This is a genomic window from Paracoccus sp. S-4012, assembly GCF_009674885.1.
GTDB lineage: Bacteria > Pseudomonadota > Alphaproteobacteria > Rhodobacterales > Rhodobacteraceae > Paracoccus.
This window is the reverse complement of the sequence record NZ_WKKA01000013.1, coordinates 18,787-35,629: the sequence shown is the minus strand read 5'-3', so window position 1 is coordinate 35,629 and position 16,843 is coordinate 18,787. Positions and strand designations below refer to the sequence as shown.

The following is a 16,843-nucleotide window of genomic DNA, read 5'->3' as shown; positions in this document are numbered from 1 at the left end:
CGATCGGCATCATTCCTGAGGATTGGCGCCGTCGCCAGGGTCCACCTGCCGCGTCCATGTTTCGAGTTCTTCGCCCTCGAGCGATCCGGCCGCGGTCAGCGCCTCGGCCATCGCCTCGAGCAGTGCGCGATTGCGCTGCAGGACCACGCAGGCCCGTTCCTCCGCCTGCTCGATCCGCGCCCGAACCCGCGCGCGGCGCTCCGCGCTCTCGAGGTAGCCGTCCAGGTTGCGACCCAGCCACAGCGGGCCCTCAGCGCCCAGTCCCTGGCGCATGTCGATCGACGCGGCAATGCGGGTTGCCTCGGCGATATCCGAGTTCGAAGGCCCGCCTGAACCTGCGGATATGTTGCCACAGACAAGCCGCTCCGCCGCCCGACCTGCCATGCAGCGGTCGAGGTCTGCTTCGATCTCCCGGAGAAGTCCGCTCCGGGGACGGGGTTCCGACAACGTCTCCCCTCCTGCGGGCCCGAGGACCACCCGCATGACGCGGCTGACGCCCAGCGCGGTCGCGACAATCGCGTGCCCGCATTCGTGGATCGCAGTTCGGTGATAGATCGAGGCATCAGCCTCGTGCCGGTTCCCAAGCGCTTCCAGAACGTCGTCGGGTCGGACCGGCCGCCGCTCTGCTCGGGCCGCAGCACGCGCACCGCGCAATCCGCCGTCGATCGCGGCGGCGGTGTGTCCCGAGGCCGCACGCGCCAGGCGAGCGAGATCACTATCGGAGATCTGCCCCGGATAACCGTCGCGCATCATCCGCGCGAGCGCGGCGCGGCCCGGAAGCGGCACTTCGACGATGGCATCCATCCGGCCAGGACGCAGCAGTGCAGGATCGATGGTTTCAGGGGCGTTGCATGTGCCGACCACGAGCACGCCCTCCGTTTGCTTCAGGCCGTCAAACTCTTCCAAGACTGCGTTGATCACTTGGCGTCGGTAGGCTTCATTGTGCTGATCGTCGCTGGTGCGGCTGCCTACAGAATCGATCTCGTCGATCACGAGGACGGCTGGCGCCGAATCCTGCGCTTCCCTGAAGGTGGACCTCATGGCAGCGAGCATTCGGCCCAAGTGCCCTGCCGCTTGCCACTGAGCGAGGCTGCCCCGCACCAGCGCGATGCCGGCGCTGTTGGCCATCGCGGCCGCAAGAAAGCTCTTGCCGGTTCCCGGCGGGCCAAAGAGCAGTAGCGACCGCTGGAGCTCCGACCACGCGACCTCACCCGCTTTCCAAGCGAGAAGGTCGGCGACCATACGCCGTGCCATTCTCTCGGCCTCCCCCAGCCCCTCGATGTCGTCGAGCGTAGGGCGCCGAGCCTGCTTCCGATCGGTCAATTCGTCGGCCGAGACCATGGCGCGGAGGCGCTCGACGACCGCTTCGGTCGAGGGTTCGCGCAGCGCCAGAAGGAGTGCCGGCGCGCTCAACTTTCCCAGATCAGTATCAGCTGGAAGGAGGCGGAGGAACTCGTCGCGGTCGTCAGGCAGATCGTCGCCGTTGCGCGTGATGCCGAGCAGGAATCGGAGGATTTCTTGGTTCACCGGCGGAACAGTGATCGCCGCGGGCAAAGCGGAGCGGAGTTCGACGGCGATGTCTTCCGGATCGGTGACCAGCAGCAACACCGGGCTGGCGCGACCCAGCAACGCCGTGAGCTGGCTTTCCGTGCTACCGCGATAGTAACGCTCGGTCGCGGTCCTGAGCGAGAACAGGTTCAGCCCGTCGCCCGGGGCGTGAGGCCGCAGGGGATTTTTCGAAGTGGTGACAACCCCCTCCGGCAGCAGCCCATCGACCAGCAGTTCGCGCACCAACTCCTGCGGGATGTCGCCGTGATCGAGAACCGTGACCGCGTGCGGCTGAATTATCGCATCCAGCCTTGTGGCGCTGCCGAGACCTGCGCAGAGCCGAAGCAGGACGAGCACCCGGTCGATTGGCATCGGCGGCGCCGGCCGAACGTGATCGTTTGCGGCCCGCACGGCATCACCCTGCAGGGCGTTGCCGGGGCGGCGCTCGTCGCCGGACACCCCTGCAGAGGGCGTTCGCAAGGGCGCAAGTTGCCTCGGCTGGATCCAGTCAGCCTCCTCAAGCCAGTCAGGTGAGTCGGGGGGCTCAGCGCCGCCATCCGCGGCCATGCGGATCCGAGCGAGGGCTTCTGTGGCAAGATCGGTCCAGTGCGGCATGGTCATCTGGCGGCCTCACAGATTGGATGGGGGCCCACCAGTAAGGTGCCGGTGGGCGGAGTGTTCGACGGCGGCGGAGTTGAAGGGGGACGTGCCTGGCCTCCGCCGTTCCGGAGACCTCCGGGACGCGAGGAACCAATGCCGCCGCGCCCCGGCCCCAGGCTGCCCGTTCAGGCGCCGTCGTCATCGGAGTCATCTTCGATGCCATCGAGCAGCTGCTGAATCTCGGCTTCGAGCCACTCGGCGTAGACCTCGGTCACGACCGTCAGCGCGCCGGCGAAGTCCTTCGCGTCAATGACGGCGTCGGGGAAGCGGCGACGCAGGCTGGTGTGGAGGCCCTTCTCTGTGCGGATCGCGTCGTGACCGCTGGGCATCGCAACGACGCGCAGGACATGGCAGGCGAGATCGCCATCGCCGAGCAGCTGATGCTGCAAGCGGGACCTAGGGTTCTTGGAAAAGCCCAGCTTCAGAACCCGCATTCCGCTGGGCAGGAGCACGCGGAAAAGGTAGATGAAGCTCGGCGCTGCAGTCCACGTGACCCCGCATCCGGCGCAGTCGAAGCGCTGGCTCTTGACATTGCCGCGGGCGATCCGCTGCTGGTGGCTACAAGAGATATGCCGGTATTCGCGATAGTTCGTGTCACCCGCCGGATCCGGGCCCACGAGTTCCCACCCAACGGCCCGGGCCTCGGCTGCCTCCACGGCTTCTTGGCACGTCGCGCAGCGCAGTCCGGTCTCGCCTGCGGCGACACGCGTAATCAGGCCGATCTGGCGCCGCGCGTCATGCCCGCACGGGAGGCGATACCAAGCATAAGCGGTGCTGGCCGGGTCGCGGCGCTGGAAGGTGAGACCGGCCGCTGCCGCCTCCTGCCGCCAGGCCGCTTCGATGCAGTGGGAGCAACGGGGCTGATGGTGCATCAGCACGAACAGCCGCGTGCGCGAGAGCTTGCCGCACTGGCGACAGGTGAGCGCGAGGGCGTAGCGGTCGGCGACACGCGCGGTGATGTCGAAGCCACGCCTGTCGGCCGCTTCGCGCCAGTGGTCGTGGATCGGCATGTCGATGACCGGCAGAGCCTCGCCGGAAATGATAATGCTGTTGTCATGAGCGTGGGGCATGCGCGTGCCTCCCTGGAATGGGTGAAAGCATGAGGGCAGGGTGGGCTGCCGTCCTGGCAGCGACGACCTGACCCTCAGCTCGGATTTGCGGGTGCGAGGAACTTCGGGCTGGCCGGGGACGACCCAGCCCCCGAAGGTGTGCGGGGCCGCTCGCGTCAGCCGTCGAGGCTCAGGTCGGCGCCGGCAGCAGTTCGCCGCCGCGAGAGCGATCAGCCCGATCATCCTCGGGAGAGGAGCCGCGGTAGAGATCGAGTCCCGCGAGTTCGTCGACGAGCGCAAGGCCAGCGACCAGCATGTTGTCGGCCCGGCGCGCCGTCGTGCTGCTGCCAGCACACCGGAACAGGGCGGCGTTCGAAGAGGTCAGCCGGTGCAGGCGATCGAAGTCGCGGCGATCGTCGGAGCCCATCATGCCGTCGAGGAGAAGGGCAAGCCGCCGCATCGGAACATCTTCGGGCCGCTTCACGCCGGCGTCATGGACGCTCCGCAGAGCGTCGACGACCTTGTCCTGTGCAGACTCGGCGTCGTGCCGCCAGCACGAAAAGGCGGGATCCCAGTAATCCACATCAGACAGGTCGCTCTCGGCGCTGACGAAGTTCGCAAGGGCGGTCAGCAAGGCGGAGAAGCAAGACGCGAGCGGGGTCGTGAAGCCGGCCACTTCAGCGGCGTGCAGAGGCATGTTAGGCATGTCGTTAGCCATCGTGATCTCCCAAGGATCGTGGTGGTCAGAGCCGGCGCGAGGGGTGCAAGCCTTGCGTCGGCTCGCCCATATTGTTACCGTGTAGGCGTGAAGTCAACCCTCAGGTGAGGAATTTCGTGCCGATGCAAAAAAAGATGGGCCGACCAGTAGCTGACACTGAGCCCGTAACGATCCGGATGTCTCGAGAGATGATCCGCGAGATCGACGACTATCGCCGGACGCTCGACGATCTTCCCACCCGGCCAGAGGTCATCCGACGGGTCATGGCAGACTTCCTTGAGGCTGTAAGGCGGAACGGTGGCTAACGCGTCGCGAGACCGACCGGATGCAGTGCGGTCGCCTCGCCTTAGCAGCACTTTCGCAGTGGTAGTGGACTCGGCCTGAGACCGCCTCACCCGGAGGCTGCGGAGGTCAGCTGCATTCCCGCGGAGCAGTCACATCGTGTTGATACGACCGATCGATGCGGGCCCACTCAATTTCGGCCTGTCTCCGGTCTTCGCGCCACAAATCTTGCGAATTGCGGCCATAAAGATTGAGTGCGAACAGCACTCTGCGGTCGGGACAGCCTTCAACGAGAGGCTCGCCGGCTTGCCAGGCCGCCGCGAGATAGTCGGCCGGCAGTGCCTCCCGCTCAGGCAGGCGAGGGCGGTTTCGCGCTCCAGCGGTGTCAGAAGAACTGATTGCTGGAGGGGCGAGGGGCTCCATAGCCTGGCTGGCCTGCTGCCGGTTTCGTGGACAGCAGGTTAAGCCGGCTGGCTGGTGAAGATCATCAAAGTCGGTGTGGCAAGATGTCCGACAGGAGAGGCTCTATGACGTTGCCGGCGCACGATGTGCCGCCGCTGCAGGAATTCAGGTCGGCCGGACGGCGCTCGCCGCGGAGGTTCGCAGTCGGCAGTATGCCACACCGATAGCCGTGCGTGTGCGATGCAGGACGTAGCGAGCCGTAGCGACCGGGATTGCAGCCTGCCGAGTATCTCGGCCGCGTCATAGGCGGTGGAGGTTCAGCGATCCAGCATAGCCGTCTGCGAGCTCGATGAACCTGCGACAGCCCACCTCGTTGACGAAACGCTGGCTCAGCAGCTGCTCGGCGGCCGCACGAACAGCGGCACTGTAGATTTCTGTGGTTGGGTAGAGCGCCACGATTGCGGGCCTCGGGTCGCCGGTCAGCACTGCCTCTTCGACCGTCTCGGGTAGCGGAATCAGGGTGCCCATGAAGGAAAACAGCGTTCCGTGCCCGTGTCCCCGGGTTCGCATGCTCCAGCCAGTCGCGGTCGCCAGAGGTGCCGCTACAAGAGGCGAGTGCAGACCGGGCAGATCGTTGCCGAGTGCGTCGGGGGCGGGCACGAGGACGGCGTATTCGTCGCCGGTGACGCCAAGCGGCAACACCGGTGCCCCGCCGTCCGGGAAGGCCGGTCCATAATCGACCAGCCGCAGGCGATTGGCCTCGGCGGGCAGGATCACGCCGGGGATCGCTGGAAAGGCGGCGCGATACTCGGCGACGGTCACCAGGCTGCCGTCCGAGCGGCTCGGCACCAGCGAGGGGGGCGGTTCGCGGTCGTCGACGATCCAGTCACGCATGAGGGTCAACGTGCCGGGGAAGAACGGATCGGTGACAATGTTGTTCTGGTGGTCCCGGCACGCGCCGCGAACCGGCCGCGCCGGCCGGGTGTCCGACCAGTGCTGCGAGCTTGACCAGAGATAGATGCGGACCCGGTCAGGCTGCGGAAGGTCGTTGCCCCTCGTGTCGGTGTGCACCAGCGAGCCACGGCGGTGCCAGTATTCCGACGAGGTCTGCGTGTGGATCACCAGCGGGTCGGTCGCCGGCCGACGCAGGATCGCGTCCTCCGCGCCGGACAGGTGGTCGCGGGTTCGGGCGTAGGAGAACGGAAAGAGATCCGAGGGGTGGAGGTGGTCCTCGTGCTGCCGGGAAGCGGCGACGACCAGGTTGCTGAAGCGGTTCATGTTGGTTTTGCCGGCGCCCGAGATATGCGGCAGCATGCCGTCGAACACGCGCCGCCCGCGATGGTCGGTGTTGAACCCGCGCCAGATGAAATCCCGGATCGCGCGTCCGGACTGCGACCGGCCCCAGCCGATGGTATGTCGGACCGCCCCCGCCAGCGGGTTCTCCGGGCCTTCGTGGTGGCGCAGGAAGGCCACGGTTTCCGAGACCAGCAGAAAGCCCATGTCCAGCGCCAGCGCATCGCAAGCGTCGTATTCGAGCTCGTAGATCCAGCCGGGGCGGAAGCCGTCCAAAAGGTGGATGTGCCGGCGGCAGGGCACGATGGCCTGCTCCATCGCCATCAGGTCGCCGGCGGCGAGGCCGCTCGGGTCGCCGTCGATGCGCTCGAAGGCCCAGGCGCCGGACGAAATCTCTTCGCGCTCAGAGGCCTGGTAGCGGCGTCGGGTCAGGCGCGCTGCGGTCGTGTCCATGGATGCCGCGGGATAGCTGCGGGTGCCGATCTTGGTGGAGAGCGGCAGGAAGCGGGTGGTCTCGTTCTCGACGATGAACTCGGCCGCGATGCGGGTGGGGCGGTCGTCGATAAAGCCCGGCAGTTCGGCCGTCAGGCGCTGGTCGCCGCGCAGGACGTCCCCCTGCCATGCGATCGCGGCGAGGGTGTAGCCCTGCTGCATGAGCCAGCCGTTTCCGGCGTCGGCTTCGGCCCGCGGCCGGTTGCCCGGAAGCCCGTTGTTGAAGAACTGCAAGGCGCGCTTGTTCCCGCGGTTCACGAATTCATGCAGCAGCGTCCCGTTGCCGCGGCCCGGCCCGGCGGGCATCAGCAGGAAAATGTCGCCGCTGGCGGCCAGCCGCCCTTCGCCGACCCTCTGGATGGCGTTACGGTCGTAGAACCCGTCTGCGGCGATCTGATCGGCGTCGATCCTCAGATGGACGCGCCCGTTCAGGACCCGATACGGGCCGGTCTCGTCGAACGAGCGCCCGCCTGCGAAGGCTTCGTCGCTGTGGATACGGATGTCTATGCGTGGGGCGGAGGGCTGGCCCATATGCGGTCGTCCTGTTGCGGAGAGCGGTGGAGGAGAGCGGCCCGGGTCCAGACTACCCGGCAGGCCGCTCTGCGGTCCGGGCGAGGTCCTTCGCCAGCAGGTTGAAGCTGCGGCTGATGTCGTCGGCCAGGGCCTCCCGGACCGCCTCCTTGTCGCGCCTGTCCAGACCTTCGACCATGCGCGCGTGCATCTCGTTGCCGCGGCCGCCGCGGCCGTCGAAGATCGCCGCCGACTGCCGCATGATCGGCCCGATCTGCAGCCACAGGCTCTCGATAAAGGGCAGCAGCGTGCTCGAGCCGGCGATGGCGTAGAGCGCAAAGTGGAACCGCTTGTTCATCTGGACGGTGGTGTCGATGGCGCCCGAGTTGTCGGCCTCGATCCCGACCGCCATCAGCGCCCGCAGGGCGTCGATGTCTTCCGCCGTGGCGCGCTCGGTCGCAAGTTCGGCGGCCAGCCCCTCGATCGCCAAGCGGACCCGGCGCAGGTCCTCCAGCCGCTCGAGCGTCATCCCCGGAACGCGCGCGCTGCGGTTGGGCAGGGCCTCGAGGGCGCGTTCGGCCACCAGCTGGCGGATGCTCTCGCGCACCGGCTGCGCCGAGGTGCCCATCGCCTCGGCGAGGTCGGCGATTTTGAGCGGATGCCCCGGCGCGAAGCGGCCGAGCATCAGCAACTCGCGCAGCCGGCCGTGAACCCGGCTCTGCACGGTTTCGGTGCTGACCCTCTCGAAGTCCGGCATGAGCGTCGGCCGGTTGGTTTCGCTGTTCACCCGATATCCCTTCGCTGCACGACCGGGAAGCATTCCGGGGAGATCTTCGGCCCGCGGCGGGCCGCCCCAACTTGCCCGTTGACTCGACAGGGTTGATTCGATCATATTTGTGATCATATGTCAAAGATCGTCCAGCCGGCGATCATGACAGTGATCACCGCTGCGGGGATGGTGCAGCGCCGGGGAGGGGTGGATGCTGGGGTTTCTGGCCATGCGGCTGCTGGTAGCCGTGCCGACGCTCATTATCATCTCCATACTGGTGTTCAGCCTGCAAATGCTGCTGCCGGGCGACGCCGCGCTGGTGATCGCCGGCGGCGAGGCGACGGCCGAGACCATCGCCCGCATCCGGGCCGAGCATGGCCTCGACGACCCGCTGCCGGTGCAGTATCTGCGCTGGATCACCAACGCGCTGCAGGGCGACTTCGGCATTTCCTACCGAACGCGGGAGGAGATCGGCCCGATGCTGATTTCCAAGATTCCCGTGACGCTGACGCTTGCGACGGCCGCGCTGGCGATCTCGCTGCTGATCGGCATCCCGGCCGGGATCATGGCGGCGATCTGGCGTGGCCGGGGCTGGGACCATCTGGTCACGATCGTCTCGCTGATCGGCATCTCGGTGCCGAACTTCTGGCTCGGGATCATGATGATCCTGCTGTTCGCCGTCACTCTCGGTTGGCTGCCCGCCGGCGGCTACGTCAGCCCCTTCGTTGACCCGGTCGCCGGGCTGAAGTCGATCATCATGCCGGCCACGGTCCTCGGCACGGCGCTGGCCGCGGCGATGATGCGCCATACCCGCAGCGCGATGCTGACCGTCTTGCAGCAGGACTACATCCGCACCGCCCGCGCCAAGGGCCTGGTCGAGCGGATCGTGATCACCAAGCACGCCCTCCGCAACGCGATGGTGCCGATCATCACGCTCGCCACGCTGCAGTTCGGCACGCTGATGGCGGGGGCGGTCCTGACCGAGCAGGTGTTCTCCATCCCCGGCGTCGGCAAGATGGTCGTGGATGCGGTCTTCAACCGGGAATACTCGGCCGTTCAGGCGGTCACGCTGCTCTCGGGCTTCGTCTTCGTCATGCTGAACCTGCTGGCGGACGTTCTGTACTTCTGGGCCAACCCCAAACTGAGGAGCCGGTCGCTGTGACAGAGGTTTCCGCCGCCCCCCTGCCGCGCCGCCGCCGGATCAAGTCGCGGGTGCTGCGCCGCTTCATGGCGCACAAGCCGGCGATGGTCGGCGCGGCGATCGTGCTGGCTTTCATCCTGATCGCCGTCGCGGCGCCGCTGATTGCGCCCTACGAGCCGACGGCCGCCGACTGGGCCGCGGTCCGTAAGCCGCCCTCGGCGGCGCACTGGTTCGGCACCGACGAGCTTGGGCGCGACGTGTTTTCGCGCGTGATCTACGGCGCCCGCGCCTCGCTGATGGCGGGCGTGATCTCGGTCGCCATCGCCTTCGTCATCGGCGTGCCCTTCGGCATGATCGCGGGCTATGTCGGCGGCGCGGTGGACACGGTCGCGATGCGGGTCATCGACGCGTTCCTCGCGATCCCCTTCCTGATCCTGGCCATCGCGCTCGCGGCCTTCCTCGGCCCGAGCCTGACCAACGCCATGATCGCCATCGGCATCTCCACCGCGCCGGTCTTCGCGCGGGTGGCGCGAGGGCAGACGATGGTGGTAAAGGTCGAGGAGTATATCGAGGCGTCACATGCCATCGGCACCGGCAACGCCGCCATCCTCGCCAGGCATGTCTTCATCAACATCACGCCTCAACTCGTGGTTCAGGCGACGCTCGCCATCGCCACCGCGATCATCGCCGAGGCGGCCCTCGCCTTCCTCGGCCTCGGCCAGCAGCCGCCGGCGCCGAGCTGGGGCTCGATGCTGAACGCGGCCAGCTCGTCGCTGTCGATCGCGCCCTGGACCGCCATCTGGCCGGGCCTCGCGATCTTCCTGACCGTTCTCGGCTTCAACCTGCTGGGCGACGGCCTTCAGGACGCAATGGACGTCAAGGCATGACGGCCGCCGCGTCGCCTGAGCTGATGATGCAGCCAGACAACAGGAACGGAACTGACATGAAGATCGAGGCCGATTTTCCGACGGGCCGGGTCGAAGTCGTCGACGCCAGCGATCCGGGCGACATCCGGTTGCGCGTGCCTGCCGACACAGGGACGGACTTCCTGTGCTGGTATAATTTTCGCGTCACCGGGCCCGCGGGCGTTCTGCGGCGCTTCACGATCGAGAATGCCTCCGACTCGCTCAAGCTGCGGCTGCCGAACCGTGAGAACCAGGCGCACCAGTGGCTTGGCGCCGGGCCGGTGGCCAGCGCCGACGGCGAGAACTGGACCCGGCTCGCACATCATTTCGACGGCCGCGCCTTCCGCTTCTGGCACGTGCCCCGGCACGAGGTGACGCACTATGCGAAGTTCGCGCCCTATCCGCCGGAACGGGAGGCGGCCTTCCTCGACCGTTGCGCCGCTGCGCCGGGCGTCACGCGCGAGGCGATCGGGCAGAGCACCGAGGGCCGCCGGATCGAGATGCTGCGCCTCGGCAGCGGGCCGCTGAACTTCTGGGTGATCGCCCGCCAGCATCCGAGCGAGACGCAGGGCGCGTTCTTCCTTGAGGGAATGCTCGAGCGCCTGCTGACCCCTGACGCCGACGCCCGCGCGCTGCTTTCCGCGGCGACCCTGCAGGTGGTGCCCAACGTCAACCCGGACGGCTGGATGCGGGGCCACACCCGCGCCAATGCGGACGGGCTGAACCTCAACCGCGAGTGGAGCGCGGACAACCCGGCGCCGGAGGTGGCGGCGGTGCGCGACGCGATGGAGCGGACCGGTGTGGACTTCTGCCTCGACTGCCACGCCGACAACGAACTCGAATACGTGTTCGCCTGGGCGTCCGAGAACGTGCCCGCCTGGACGCCCGCCCGCCGCCAGCCCTTCGAGCTGTTCGAGCGCAACTGGGCCAAGGCCAACCCCGACTACATCCCCGGCCGCGCCTATCCCGGCGGCTGCCCGGCCGAGGCCGACCTCTCGATGGGCTGGAACTGGATCGGCAACCGCTTTCCCGACAGCCTCTCCATCCTCCTCGAGCAACCCTTCAAGGACGTGCAGGAGCGGCCCGATCCGCTAACCGGCTGGTCGCCGCAGCGCGCGCATGCGCTCGGCCGCGCCGTGGTTGTGCCGATGGCCGCCGAGGCGGCACGGAGGTCGGAGCCATGAGCGCACAGCTCGCCACCTTTGCCGCTGGCGAGGCCGGCGACCGCCCGGCGGTCGATCCGGTCCTGTCGGTCAGGAACCTGTCCACGTCGTTTCTCACCGACGACGGCTGGACCGAGGTCATCCGCAACATCTCGTTCGACGTCGGCCCGCGCGAGACCGTCGCCATCGTGGGCGAGAGCGGTTCCGGCAAGAGCGTCACCTCGCTCTCGATCATGCGGCTTCTGAACCCCACTGGCACGCGGATCAGCGGCTCGGTCCAGCTGGCCGGACGCGAGCTGACGACGCTCTCCAGTGAGGAGATGCGCCGTGTCCGCGGCCGGGAGATCGCGATGATCTTCCAGGAACCGATGACCTCGCTGAACCCCGCCTTCACCATCCGCGACCAGCTCGGCGAGGCGCTGCTGCGCCTCGACCCGCGGATGTCGGCGAAGGAGCTGGACCGGCGCGCCGTGGAACTGCTGGACAAGGTGCGGATTCCCGGCGCCGCCACCCGCCTCGCGCAATACCCGCACGAGATGTCGGGCGGGATGCGGCAGCGCGTGATGATCGCGATGGCGCTCGCCTGCGAGCCGCGCCTGCTGATCGCCGACGAGCCGACCACGGCGCTCGACGTGACCGTCCAGGGCCAGGTCCTCGACCTGATCAAGTCCCTCCAGGACGAGGAGGGCATGTCGGTCCTCTTCATCACCCATGACATGGGGGTGGTCGCGCAGATGGCGGACCGCACCGTGGTCATGCTGCGGGGCGACCTGGTCGAGGAGGGGTCGACGACGCAGATCTTCGCGGCGCCGCGCCAGCCCTATACGCGGGCGCTTCTGGCGGCGGTGCCGGTGCTGGGGGCGATGGGCGCGCAGGAATTGCCGCAGTTCTTCCCTCTGGTCGAGCCGGCGACCGGCATCATCCAGCCCGCGCCCGAGATGCCGGACACCGTACATCGCGAGGCCGCGCCGCTGCTGGAGGTCAAGAACCTCACCACCCGCTTTACAATGCCGGGGCGGCCGTTCCGCAAACCCACGCACCGCGTCCACGCAGTGGAGAATGTCTCGTTCTCGATCCAGCCGGGTGAGACGCTGTCGCTCGTGGGCGAGTCGGGCTGCGGCAAGTCCACCACCGGCCGTTCGATCCTGCGGCTGACGACGCCCAGCGGCGGAACCCTGCGTCTCGACGGGACCGACGTGCTCGGGGCTGGCCGCAACCGGCTTCGCGAGATGCGCCGCGTCGCGCAGATGATCTTCCAGGACCCCTTCGCCAGCCTCAACCCCCGGCTGACGGTCGGGGCCGCGGTGGCGGAGCCGCTGGTCTCGCACCGGATCGGCACCGCTGCCGAGCGGCGGACGCGCGTGGCGGAGCTGTTGCGGCGCGTCGGGCTCGCGCCCGAGATGGCCGCGCGCTATCCGCACGAGTTCTCCGGCGGCCAGCGGCAGCGCATCTGCATCGCCCGCGCGCTCGCGCTCGAACCGAAGCTGATCATCGCCGACGAGGCGGTCTCGGCGCTCGATGTGTCGATCAAGGCGCAGGTGGTCAACCTCATGCTGGACCTGCAGGCGAGCATGGGTCTGGCCTATCTCTTCATCAGCCATGACATGGCCGTGGTCGAGCGGATCAGCCACCGCGTCGCGGTCATGTATCTGGGCGAAATCGTCGAGATCGGACCGCGCGCCGCGATCTTCGACAACCCGCAGCATCCTTATACGCGCCGGCTGATCGACGCGGTGCCGGTGCCCGATCCTGCGCAGCGCGCGCATCGCGGCGGCGTGGCCTCTGGCGAGCTCGCGACCCCCCTGCGGTCGGTCGACTTCATCCCGCCGCAGCGCGTCTACGACGAGGTCGCGCCGGGCCATCTGGTGATGCGGCAGTGAGCCGCTGCGTTCCAACGGAGGAAGAGTGCTGGCGAAGCCGCTGATCAACGAAGATCGTGCCCTAAGTCGGGGGATGCATCTCGTCATTACGGGCTCAGGCTCAGCGCTCGTCGATTCTGACCGGGGCGGCGCGTCTGCCGCGGTCCTGGTCGACAGCGAAGTGCTCCAGTTCGACTGCGGCCGTCTGGTGATGGAGAATCTGGTTCGGGCGGGAATCGACCCGACCGAGGTCGATGCGATGTTCCTGACCCACTTGCATTTCGACCACATCGCCAGCTTCGGCTACTTCATGATCTCGAACTGGGTGGCGAGTCGCCAGCGGGTCCTCCCAGTCATGGGCCCGGAAGGCACGTCACGCATGGCGCGGGCGATGGTGTTCGACGGGCACTATACGGATGTCGAGTTCGCCCGCGGGCTTGCCGGCACCTGGCCCGACGACGTTCCCGGCCGCCCGCTGCCCGAGCCGCCCTTCACCGCCGAGGATATAGGCGAAGGGCTGGTCGCGGAGACAGACCGCTGGCGCGTGACCGCCGTTGCGGTGCCGCATTTCCAAAAGTTCGGCGTCAAGAGCCTCGCCTACCGCATCGACAGCGAGCATGGCGCGGTCGTGGTGACCGGCGACTGCCACCCGACGCCTGCTCTGCAAGAGATGGCACGGGGCGCCGACATCCTGGTGAACGAATGTGCAAAGCCCGATGCCGATCTCGTCACCGGCGGCAAGCTCACCCGCTCGACCAGCCTCGCCGAGGCCGGCAGGGAGCATACCCATCCTCACACCACGCCCAGCTGGCTTGGCGAATCCGCCGCTGCAGCGGGCGTGAAATGCGTGGTCGCTACCCACCTCCCGCCGCTGCTCGCCGCGCCCGCGGCGCGGCGCATGTCGCGGGTCTATTACGGCGAGGAGGCGGTTCGGTCGGATGTGTTCGAAGAATATCGGCGACGCATCGCAGCGAACTTCCAAGGCCGCGTCGAGATTGCTCGTGACGGGATGGTCCTGTCGGTCTGAGAAGGTGCACCGGATCGACGTGGGCGCAACCAGCGGCCTGACCGCACGCAAGCTGCAGGAGGCGACGTGACCGATCAACCTTGGGATGCCGCCATCATCGGCGGCGGCCTTGTCGGCGTTGCCACCGCCTTCTACCTGTCGCAGCGCGGCGCGCGCGTGCTGGTCCTTGACCGGCAGGAGCTGAACCGCGCGGCCTCCGGCCAGAACGCCGGCAGCCTCCACTTCCAGATCGAGCAGCGCCTGGTCTCGCATGGCGAGGCGATGACGCGGCAGGCGGCGACGATCCTGCCGCTGATCCGGGACGCGATCACCCGCTGGGGCGGAATCACCGAGGCGCTCGGCGAGACCGACCTCGATGTCGTACAGCACGGCGGCCTGATGGTCGCGGAGAATGCCGAGCAGATCGCCCTGCTAGAGAGCAAGCTGGCGCTCGAGGGCGAGGGCGGCCTGCCGACCCGCATCATCGATGGCGACGAACTGCGGAGCATGGCCCCCTATCTCGGGCCGAAGGTGATCGCCGCCACGCATTGCCCGGTCGAGGGCCATGGCAATCCGCGGCTGATCACCGCGGCCCTGGCGCGGGCCGCGCTGCGAGCTAGGGCCGAGATCCGCACCTGGTCGCCCGTGACCGGACTGCGCCGGGATGGCGGGGTCTGGCGGATCGAGAGCGGGCCGGCCGGCGACGGAGGAGCCCGGATCGATCGCGCGCGCACGGTCGTCAACGCCGCCGGCGCGTGGTCGCGCGAGGTCGCGGCCCTCGCCGGGCTGCACCTGCCCGTGTTCCCGGTCGCCCTCAGCATGAACGCCACCGACGCCGCCGTGCCCTTCATCCCGCTGCTGATCCAGCATGTCGGCCGGCGGCTGTCGCTGAAGCAGATGCGCGAAGGCAACCTGCTGATCGGCGGCGGCTGGTCAGCGCGGTTCGAGCGCGCGGAGGGCGCTTTCGACACCCTGCGGCCCCCGGCGCCGCGGCTCGAGTCCATTCGCGGCAACCTCGCCGCCGCGCTGACGGTGGTCCCCGCGCTTGCGCAACGCACCCTGCTGCGGAGCTGGACCGGAATCGTCGGGGTGACGGCCGACCAGCTGCCATTGCTGGGCGAGATGCCCGAGGCGCCGGGCTTCTTCGTCGCGACGGGCGGCTCGGCCTTCACGCTCGGCCTGACCTATGCGGCGCTGCTGGCCGAGATGATCGACGCCGGCCGGACCTCGATGGATGTCTCGATCTACGCGCCCGACCGATTCGGGCACATCAACATGTTCATGGGGGCGTGAGATGGCTCGGCTCGTGGAACCTGACGCCGCCGCCGCGCGCGTGACGCTGACCCTGGACGGCGAGGCAGTGAGCGCCGTTGCGGGCGAATCCCTCGCTGGCATGATGCTCGCCCGCGGGGTCCGGGTGTTCCGGCGCATGCCCGACGGCTCCGGCCGGGCGCCCTATTGCGGCATGGGCACCTGTTTCGACTGCCGGATCGAGGTCGCCCGGCCGGGCGAGGAGCCGCTGACGGTTCGGGCCTGCGTGACCGCCGTCGAGGCCGGGATGGTCGTCTCGACCGGACTGGGGGCAAAGGCGTGACCGAAGCGATCTACCAGGTTGCAATCGTCGGGGCCGGTCCCGGAGGCTTGGCCGCGGCGCGGGAATGCGCGGCAGCGGGCGCGCGAGCGGTCGTGATCGACGAGCAGGAGGCTCCCGGCGGACAAATCTTTCGTCAGGCACCGCGCGGGTTTTCGGCCGGGGCGGAGCGGTTTGGCGCCGGCTACGTCGAGGGGGTCGTGGCAGCCAACGAAACCCGTGCCCTGACGGGCATCGACTGGCGGCCGGACACCTCGGTCTGGGGCCTGCTGACGCCGGGGCAGTCCGGCAGCGACCATTTCCGCCTCGCCACTACCAGCAGTACCGGTCTCGACGAGATCGTCGCGGAACGGCTGATCCTCGCCACCGGATGCTACGACATGCCGGTGCCGTTCCCCGGCTGGACCCTGCCGGGGGTGATGGGGGCAGGGGCGGTGCAGGCCTTCATGAAGTCGCAGCGCGTGCTGCCCGGCGAGCGGGTGGTGCTGGCAGGCTCGCATCCGCTGCTGCTGATCGTGGCGGACCAGATGCTGGCCTTCGGGAAACCCCCGGTGGCGGTGATCTTCAGCCAGCGGAAGTCGCGGGTGTTCGCCATGTTGCGGCGTCCTCTGACGGGACTGGGCTTCTCGCGGCTTCTCATGCAGGCCGCGGCTGCGCTCGGCCGTCTGCTGCGCGCCGGGGTGCCGATCCGGTTCGGCTCGGCCGTGGTCGCCGCACAAGGCCGGGACGGAGTCGAGACCGCTCGCGTGTCGCGCATCAGCGGCGACGGCCGGCCTGAAGGCGCCGAGGAGCGGGTCGGTTGCGATACGGTCGGGATCGGCTACGGCTTCACCGCTTCGGCGGAACTCGCCCGTCTGGCCGGGGCGGAGATGCGATGGGCTCCGTGGCAGGGCGGCTGGGTGGTCGCCCATGATGACGGTATGCGCGCCAGTGTCCCCGCCCTCCATGTTGCGGGAGAGATCGCCGGGATCGGCGGCGCGCATACGGCGGTCGCGGAGGGCAGGCTGGCCGCGCTGACCGCTCTTGGCGATCTCGGCCTGACCGTCTCGGCCCCGGATCTGCGCCGCGCCCGCCGTGCGTCCGCTCAATGCCGCCGTTTTGCCGCCCTTCTGGCGGAGCTGTCGACGCCGCCCGAGGGGCTGCTCCGCAGCCTGCAGGGGCCGGACACGATCATCTGCCGCTGCGAAGGCACCACCCGAGGGGAGATCGGGGCCACGCTCGGCGGAAATCCCTTCCTCGGGACCAGCGACGCGGTGAAGCTGCTGGCGCGGCCGGGAATGGGCGCTTGCCAGGCGCGCTATTGCGGCCGAAGCCTGGCCGAGATCACCGCCGAGGTGACGGGCCGCAGCCTCGAGGAGGTGGGGCCGCCGCGGGTTCGCACGCCGGTCAAGCCGGTGCCCCTCAGCCACTTCCGGCTCCCCGACGCCTGAGGGGCGGCAGGTGACCCGCCGCCCC

The 16,843-nt window shown here is 68.5% G+C and carries 13 protein-coding genes; 8 read left to right on the top strand and 5 right to left on the bottom strand.

What is annotated here, in order from left to right:
- Window positions 1–9: 9 nt before the first annotated feature.
- The 5 genes from GI374_RS14610 to GI374_RS14590 form a co-directional block, all read right to left on the bottom strand.
- Window positions 10–2,169, bottom strand: coding sequence for an AAA family ATPase (locus GI374_RS14610; RefSeq protein ID WP_154337800.1), 2,160 nt, complete (start codon window positions 2,167–2,169; stop codon window positions 10–12).
- A gap of 164 nt (window positions 2,170–2,333) precedes the next feature.
- On the bottom strand, window positions 2,334–3,278 hold the full coding sequence (locus tag GI374_RS14605) for a GIY-YIG nuclease family protein (RefSeq protein ID WP_154337799.1): 945 nt from the start codon (window positions 3,276–3,278) through the stop codon (window positions 2,334–2,336).
- A gap of 169 nt (window positions 3,279–3,447) precedes the next feature.
- On the bottom strand, window positions 3,448–3,975 hold the full coding sequence (locus GI374_RS14600) for a hypothetical protein (protein ID WP_154337798.1): 528 nt from the start codon (window positions 3,973–3,975) through the stop codon (window positions 3,448–3,450).
- A gap of 984 nt (window positions 3,976–4,959) precedes the next feature.
- Window positions 4,960–6,975 carry an alpha/beta hydrolase domain-containing protein gene (locus GI374_RS14595; RefSeq protein ID WP_154337797.1) on the bottom strand — a complete coding sequence of 672 codons (2,016 nt, stop codon included), beginning with the start codon at window positions 6,973–6,975 and terminating at the stop codon, window positions 4,960–4,962.
- Between the two features lie 52 nt (window positions 6,976–7,027).
- On the bottom strand, window positions 7,028–7,741 hold the full coding sequence (locus GI374_RS14590) for a GntR family transcriptional regulator (protein WP_195759941.1): 714 nt from the start codon (window positions 7,739–7,741) through the stop codon (window positions 7,028–7,030).
- Between the two features lie 193 nt (window positions 7,742–7,934).
- On the opposite strand from GI374_RS14590, the gene GI374_RS14585 reads away from it, so the two are divergent.
- The 8 genes from GI374_RS14585 (at window position 7,935) to GI374_RS14550 (ending at window position 16,818) form a co-directional block, all read left to right on the top strand.
- Window positions 7,935–8,885, top strand: coding sequence for an ABC transporter permease (locus GI374_RS14585; RefSeq protein WP_154337795.1), 951 nt, complete (start codon window positions 7,935–7,937; stop codon window positions 8,883–8,885).
- On the top strand, window positions 8,882–9,751 hold the full coding sequence (locus tag GI374_RS14580) for an ABC transporter permease (RefSeq protein WP_370515378.1): 870 nt from the start codon (window positions 8,882–8,884) through the stop codon (window positions 9,749–9,751). The genes GI374_RS14585 and GI374_RS14580 overlap by 4 nt, the downstream gene beginning before the upstream one ends.
- Window positions 9,752–9,807: 56 nt before the next feature.
- Window positions 9,808–10,953, top strand: coding sequence for a M14-type cytosolic carboxypeptidase (locus tag GI374_RS14575; protein ID WP_195759940.1), 1,146 nt, complete (start codon window positions 9,808–9,810; stop codon window positions 10,951–10,953).
- A complete protein-coding gene (locus tag GI374_RS14570) occupies window positions 10,950–12,812 on the top strand; it encodes an ABC transporter ATP-binding protein (protein WP_154337793.1) in 1,863 nt (620 codons plus the stop codon). The genes GI374_RS14575 and GI374_RS14570 overlap by 4 nt, the downstream gene beginning before the upstream one ends.
- A gap of 25 nt (window positions 12,813–12,837) precedes the next feature.
- A complete protein-coding gene (locus tag GI374_RS14565) occupies window positions 12,838–13,818 on the top strand; it encodes an MBL fold metallo-hydrolase (protein ID WP_370515377.1) in 981 nt (326 codons plus the stop codon).
- A 66-nt stretch (window positions 13,819–13,884) separates the two neighbouring features.
- Window positions 13,885–15,090 carry an NAD(P)/FAD-dependent oxidoreductase gene (locus tag GI374_RS14560; protein ID WP_370515376.1) on the top strand — a complete coding sequence of 402 codons (1,206 nt, stop codon included), beginning with the start codon at window positions 13,885–13,887 and terminating at the stop codon, window positions 15,088–15,090.
- A gap of 1 nt (window position 15,091) precedes the next feature.
- Window positions 15,092–15,391, top strand: coding sequence for a (2Fe-2S)-binding protein (locus GI374_RS14555; protein ID WP_195759938.1), 300 nt, complete (start codon window positions 15,092–15,094; stop codon window positions 15,389–15,391).
- A complete protein-coding gene (locus GI374_RS14550; protein WP_195759937.1) occupies window positions 15,388–16,818 on the top strand; it encodes an FAD-dependent oxidoreductase in 1,431 nt (476 codons plus the stop codon). Before GI374_RS14555 ends, GI374_RS14550 begins: the two co-directional genes overlap by 4 nt.
- The last annotated feature ends 25 nt before the right edge of the window (window positions 16,819–16,843 follow it).

What these genes read in the sequence shown, in the direction of transcription:
- GI374_RS14595 (WP_154337797.1), bottom strand. Translation starts at nt 6,975, where the DNA reads ATGGGCCAGCCCTCCGCCCCACGCATAGACATCCGTATCCACAGCGAC.
- GI374_RS14570 (WP_154337793.1), top strand. Translation starts at nt 10,950, where the DNA reads ATGAGCGCACAGCTCGCCACCTTTGCCGCTGGCGAGGCCGGCGACCGC.
- GI374_RS14555 (WP_195759938.1), top strand. Translation starts at nt 15,092, where the DNA reads ATGGCTCGGCTCGTGGAACCTGACGCCGCCGCCGCGCGCGTGACGCTG.
- GI374_RS14605 (WP_154337799.1), bottom strand. Translation starts at nt 3,278, where the DNA reads ATGCCCCACGCTCATGACAACAGCATTATCATTTCCGGCGAGGCTCTG.
- GI374_RS14600 (WP_154337798.1), bottom strand. Translation starts at nt 3,975, where the DNA reads ATGGCTAACGACATGCCTAACATGCCTCTGCACGCCGCTGAAGTGGCC.
- GI374_RS14585 (WP_154337795.1), top strand. Translation starts at nt 7,935, where the DNA reads ATGCTGGGGTTTCTGGCCATGCGGCTGCTGGTAGCCGTGCCGACGCTC.
- GI374_RS14575 (WP_195759940.1), top strand. Translation starts at nt 9,808, where the DNA reads ATGAAGATCGAGGCCGATTTTCCGACGGGCCGGGTCGAAGTCGTCGAC.
- GI374_RS14610 (WP_154337800.1), bottom strand. Translation starts at nt 2,169, where the DNA reads ATGACCATGCCGCACTGGACCGATCTTGCCACAGAAGCCCTCGCTCGG.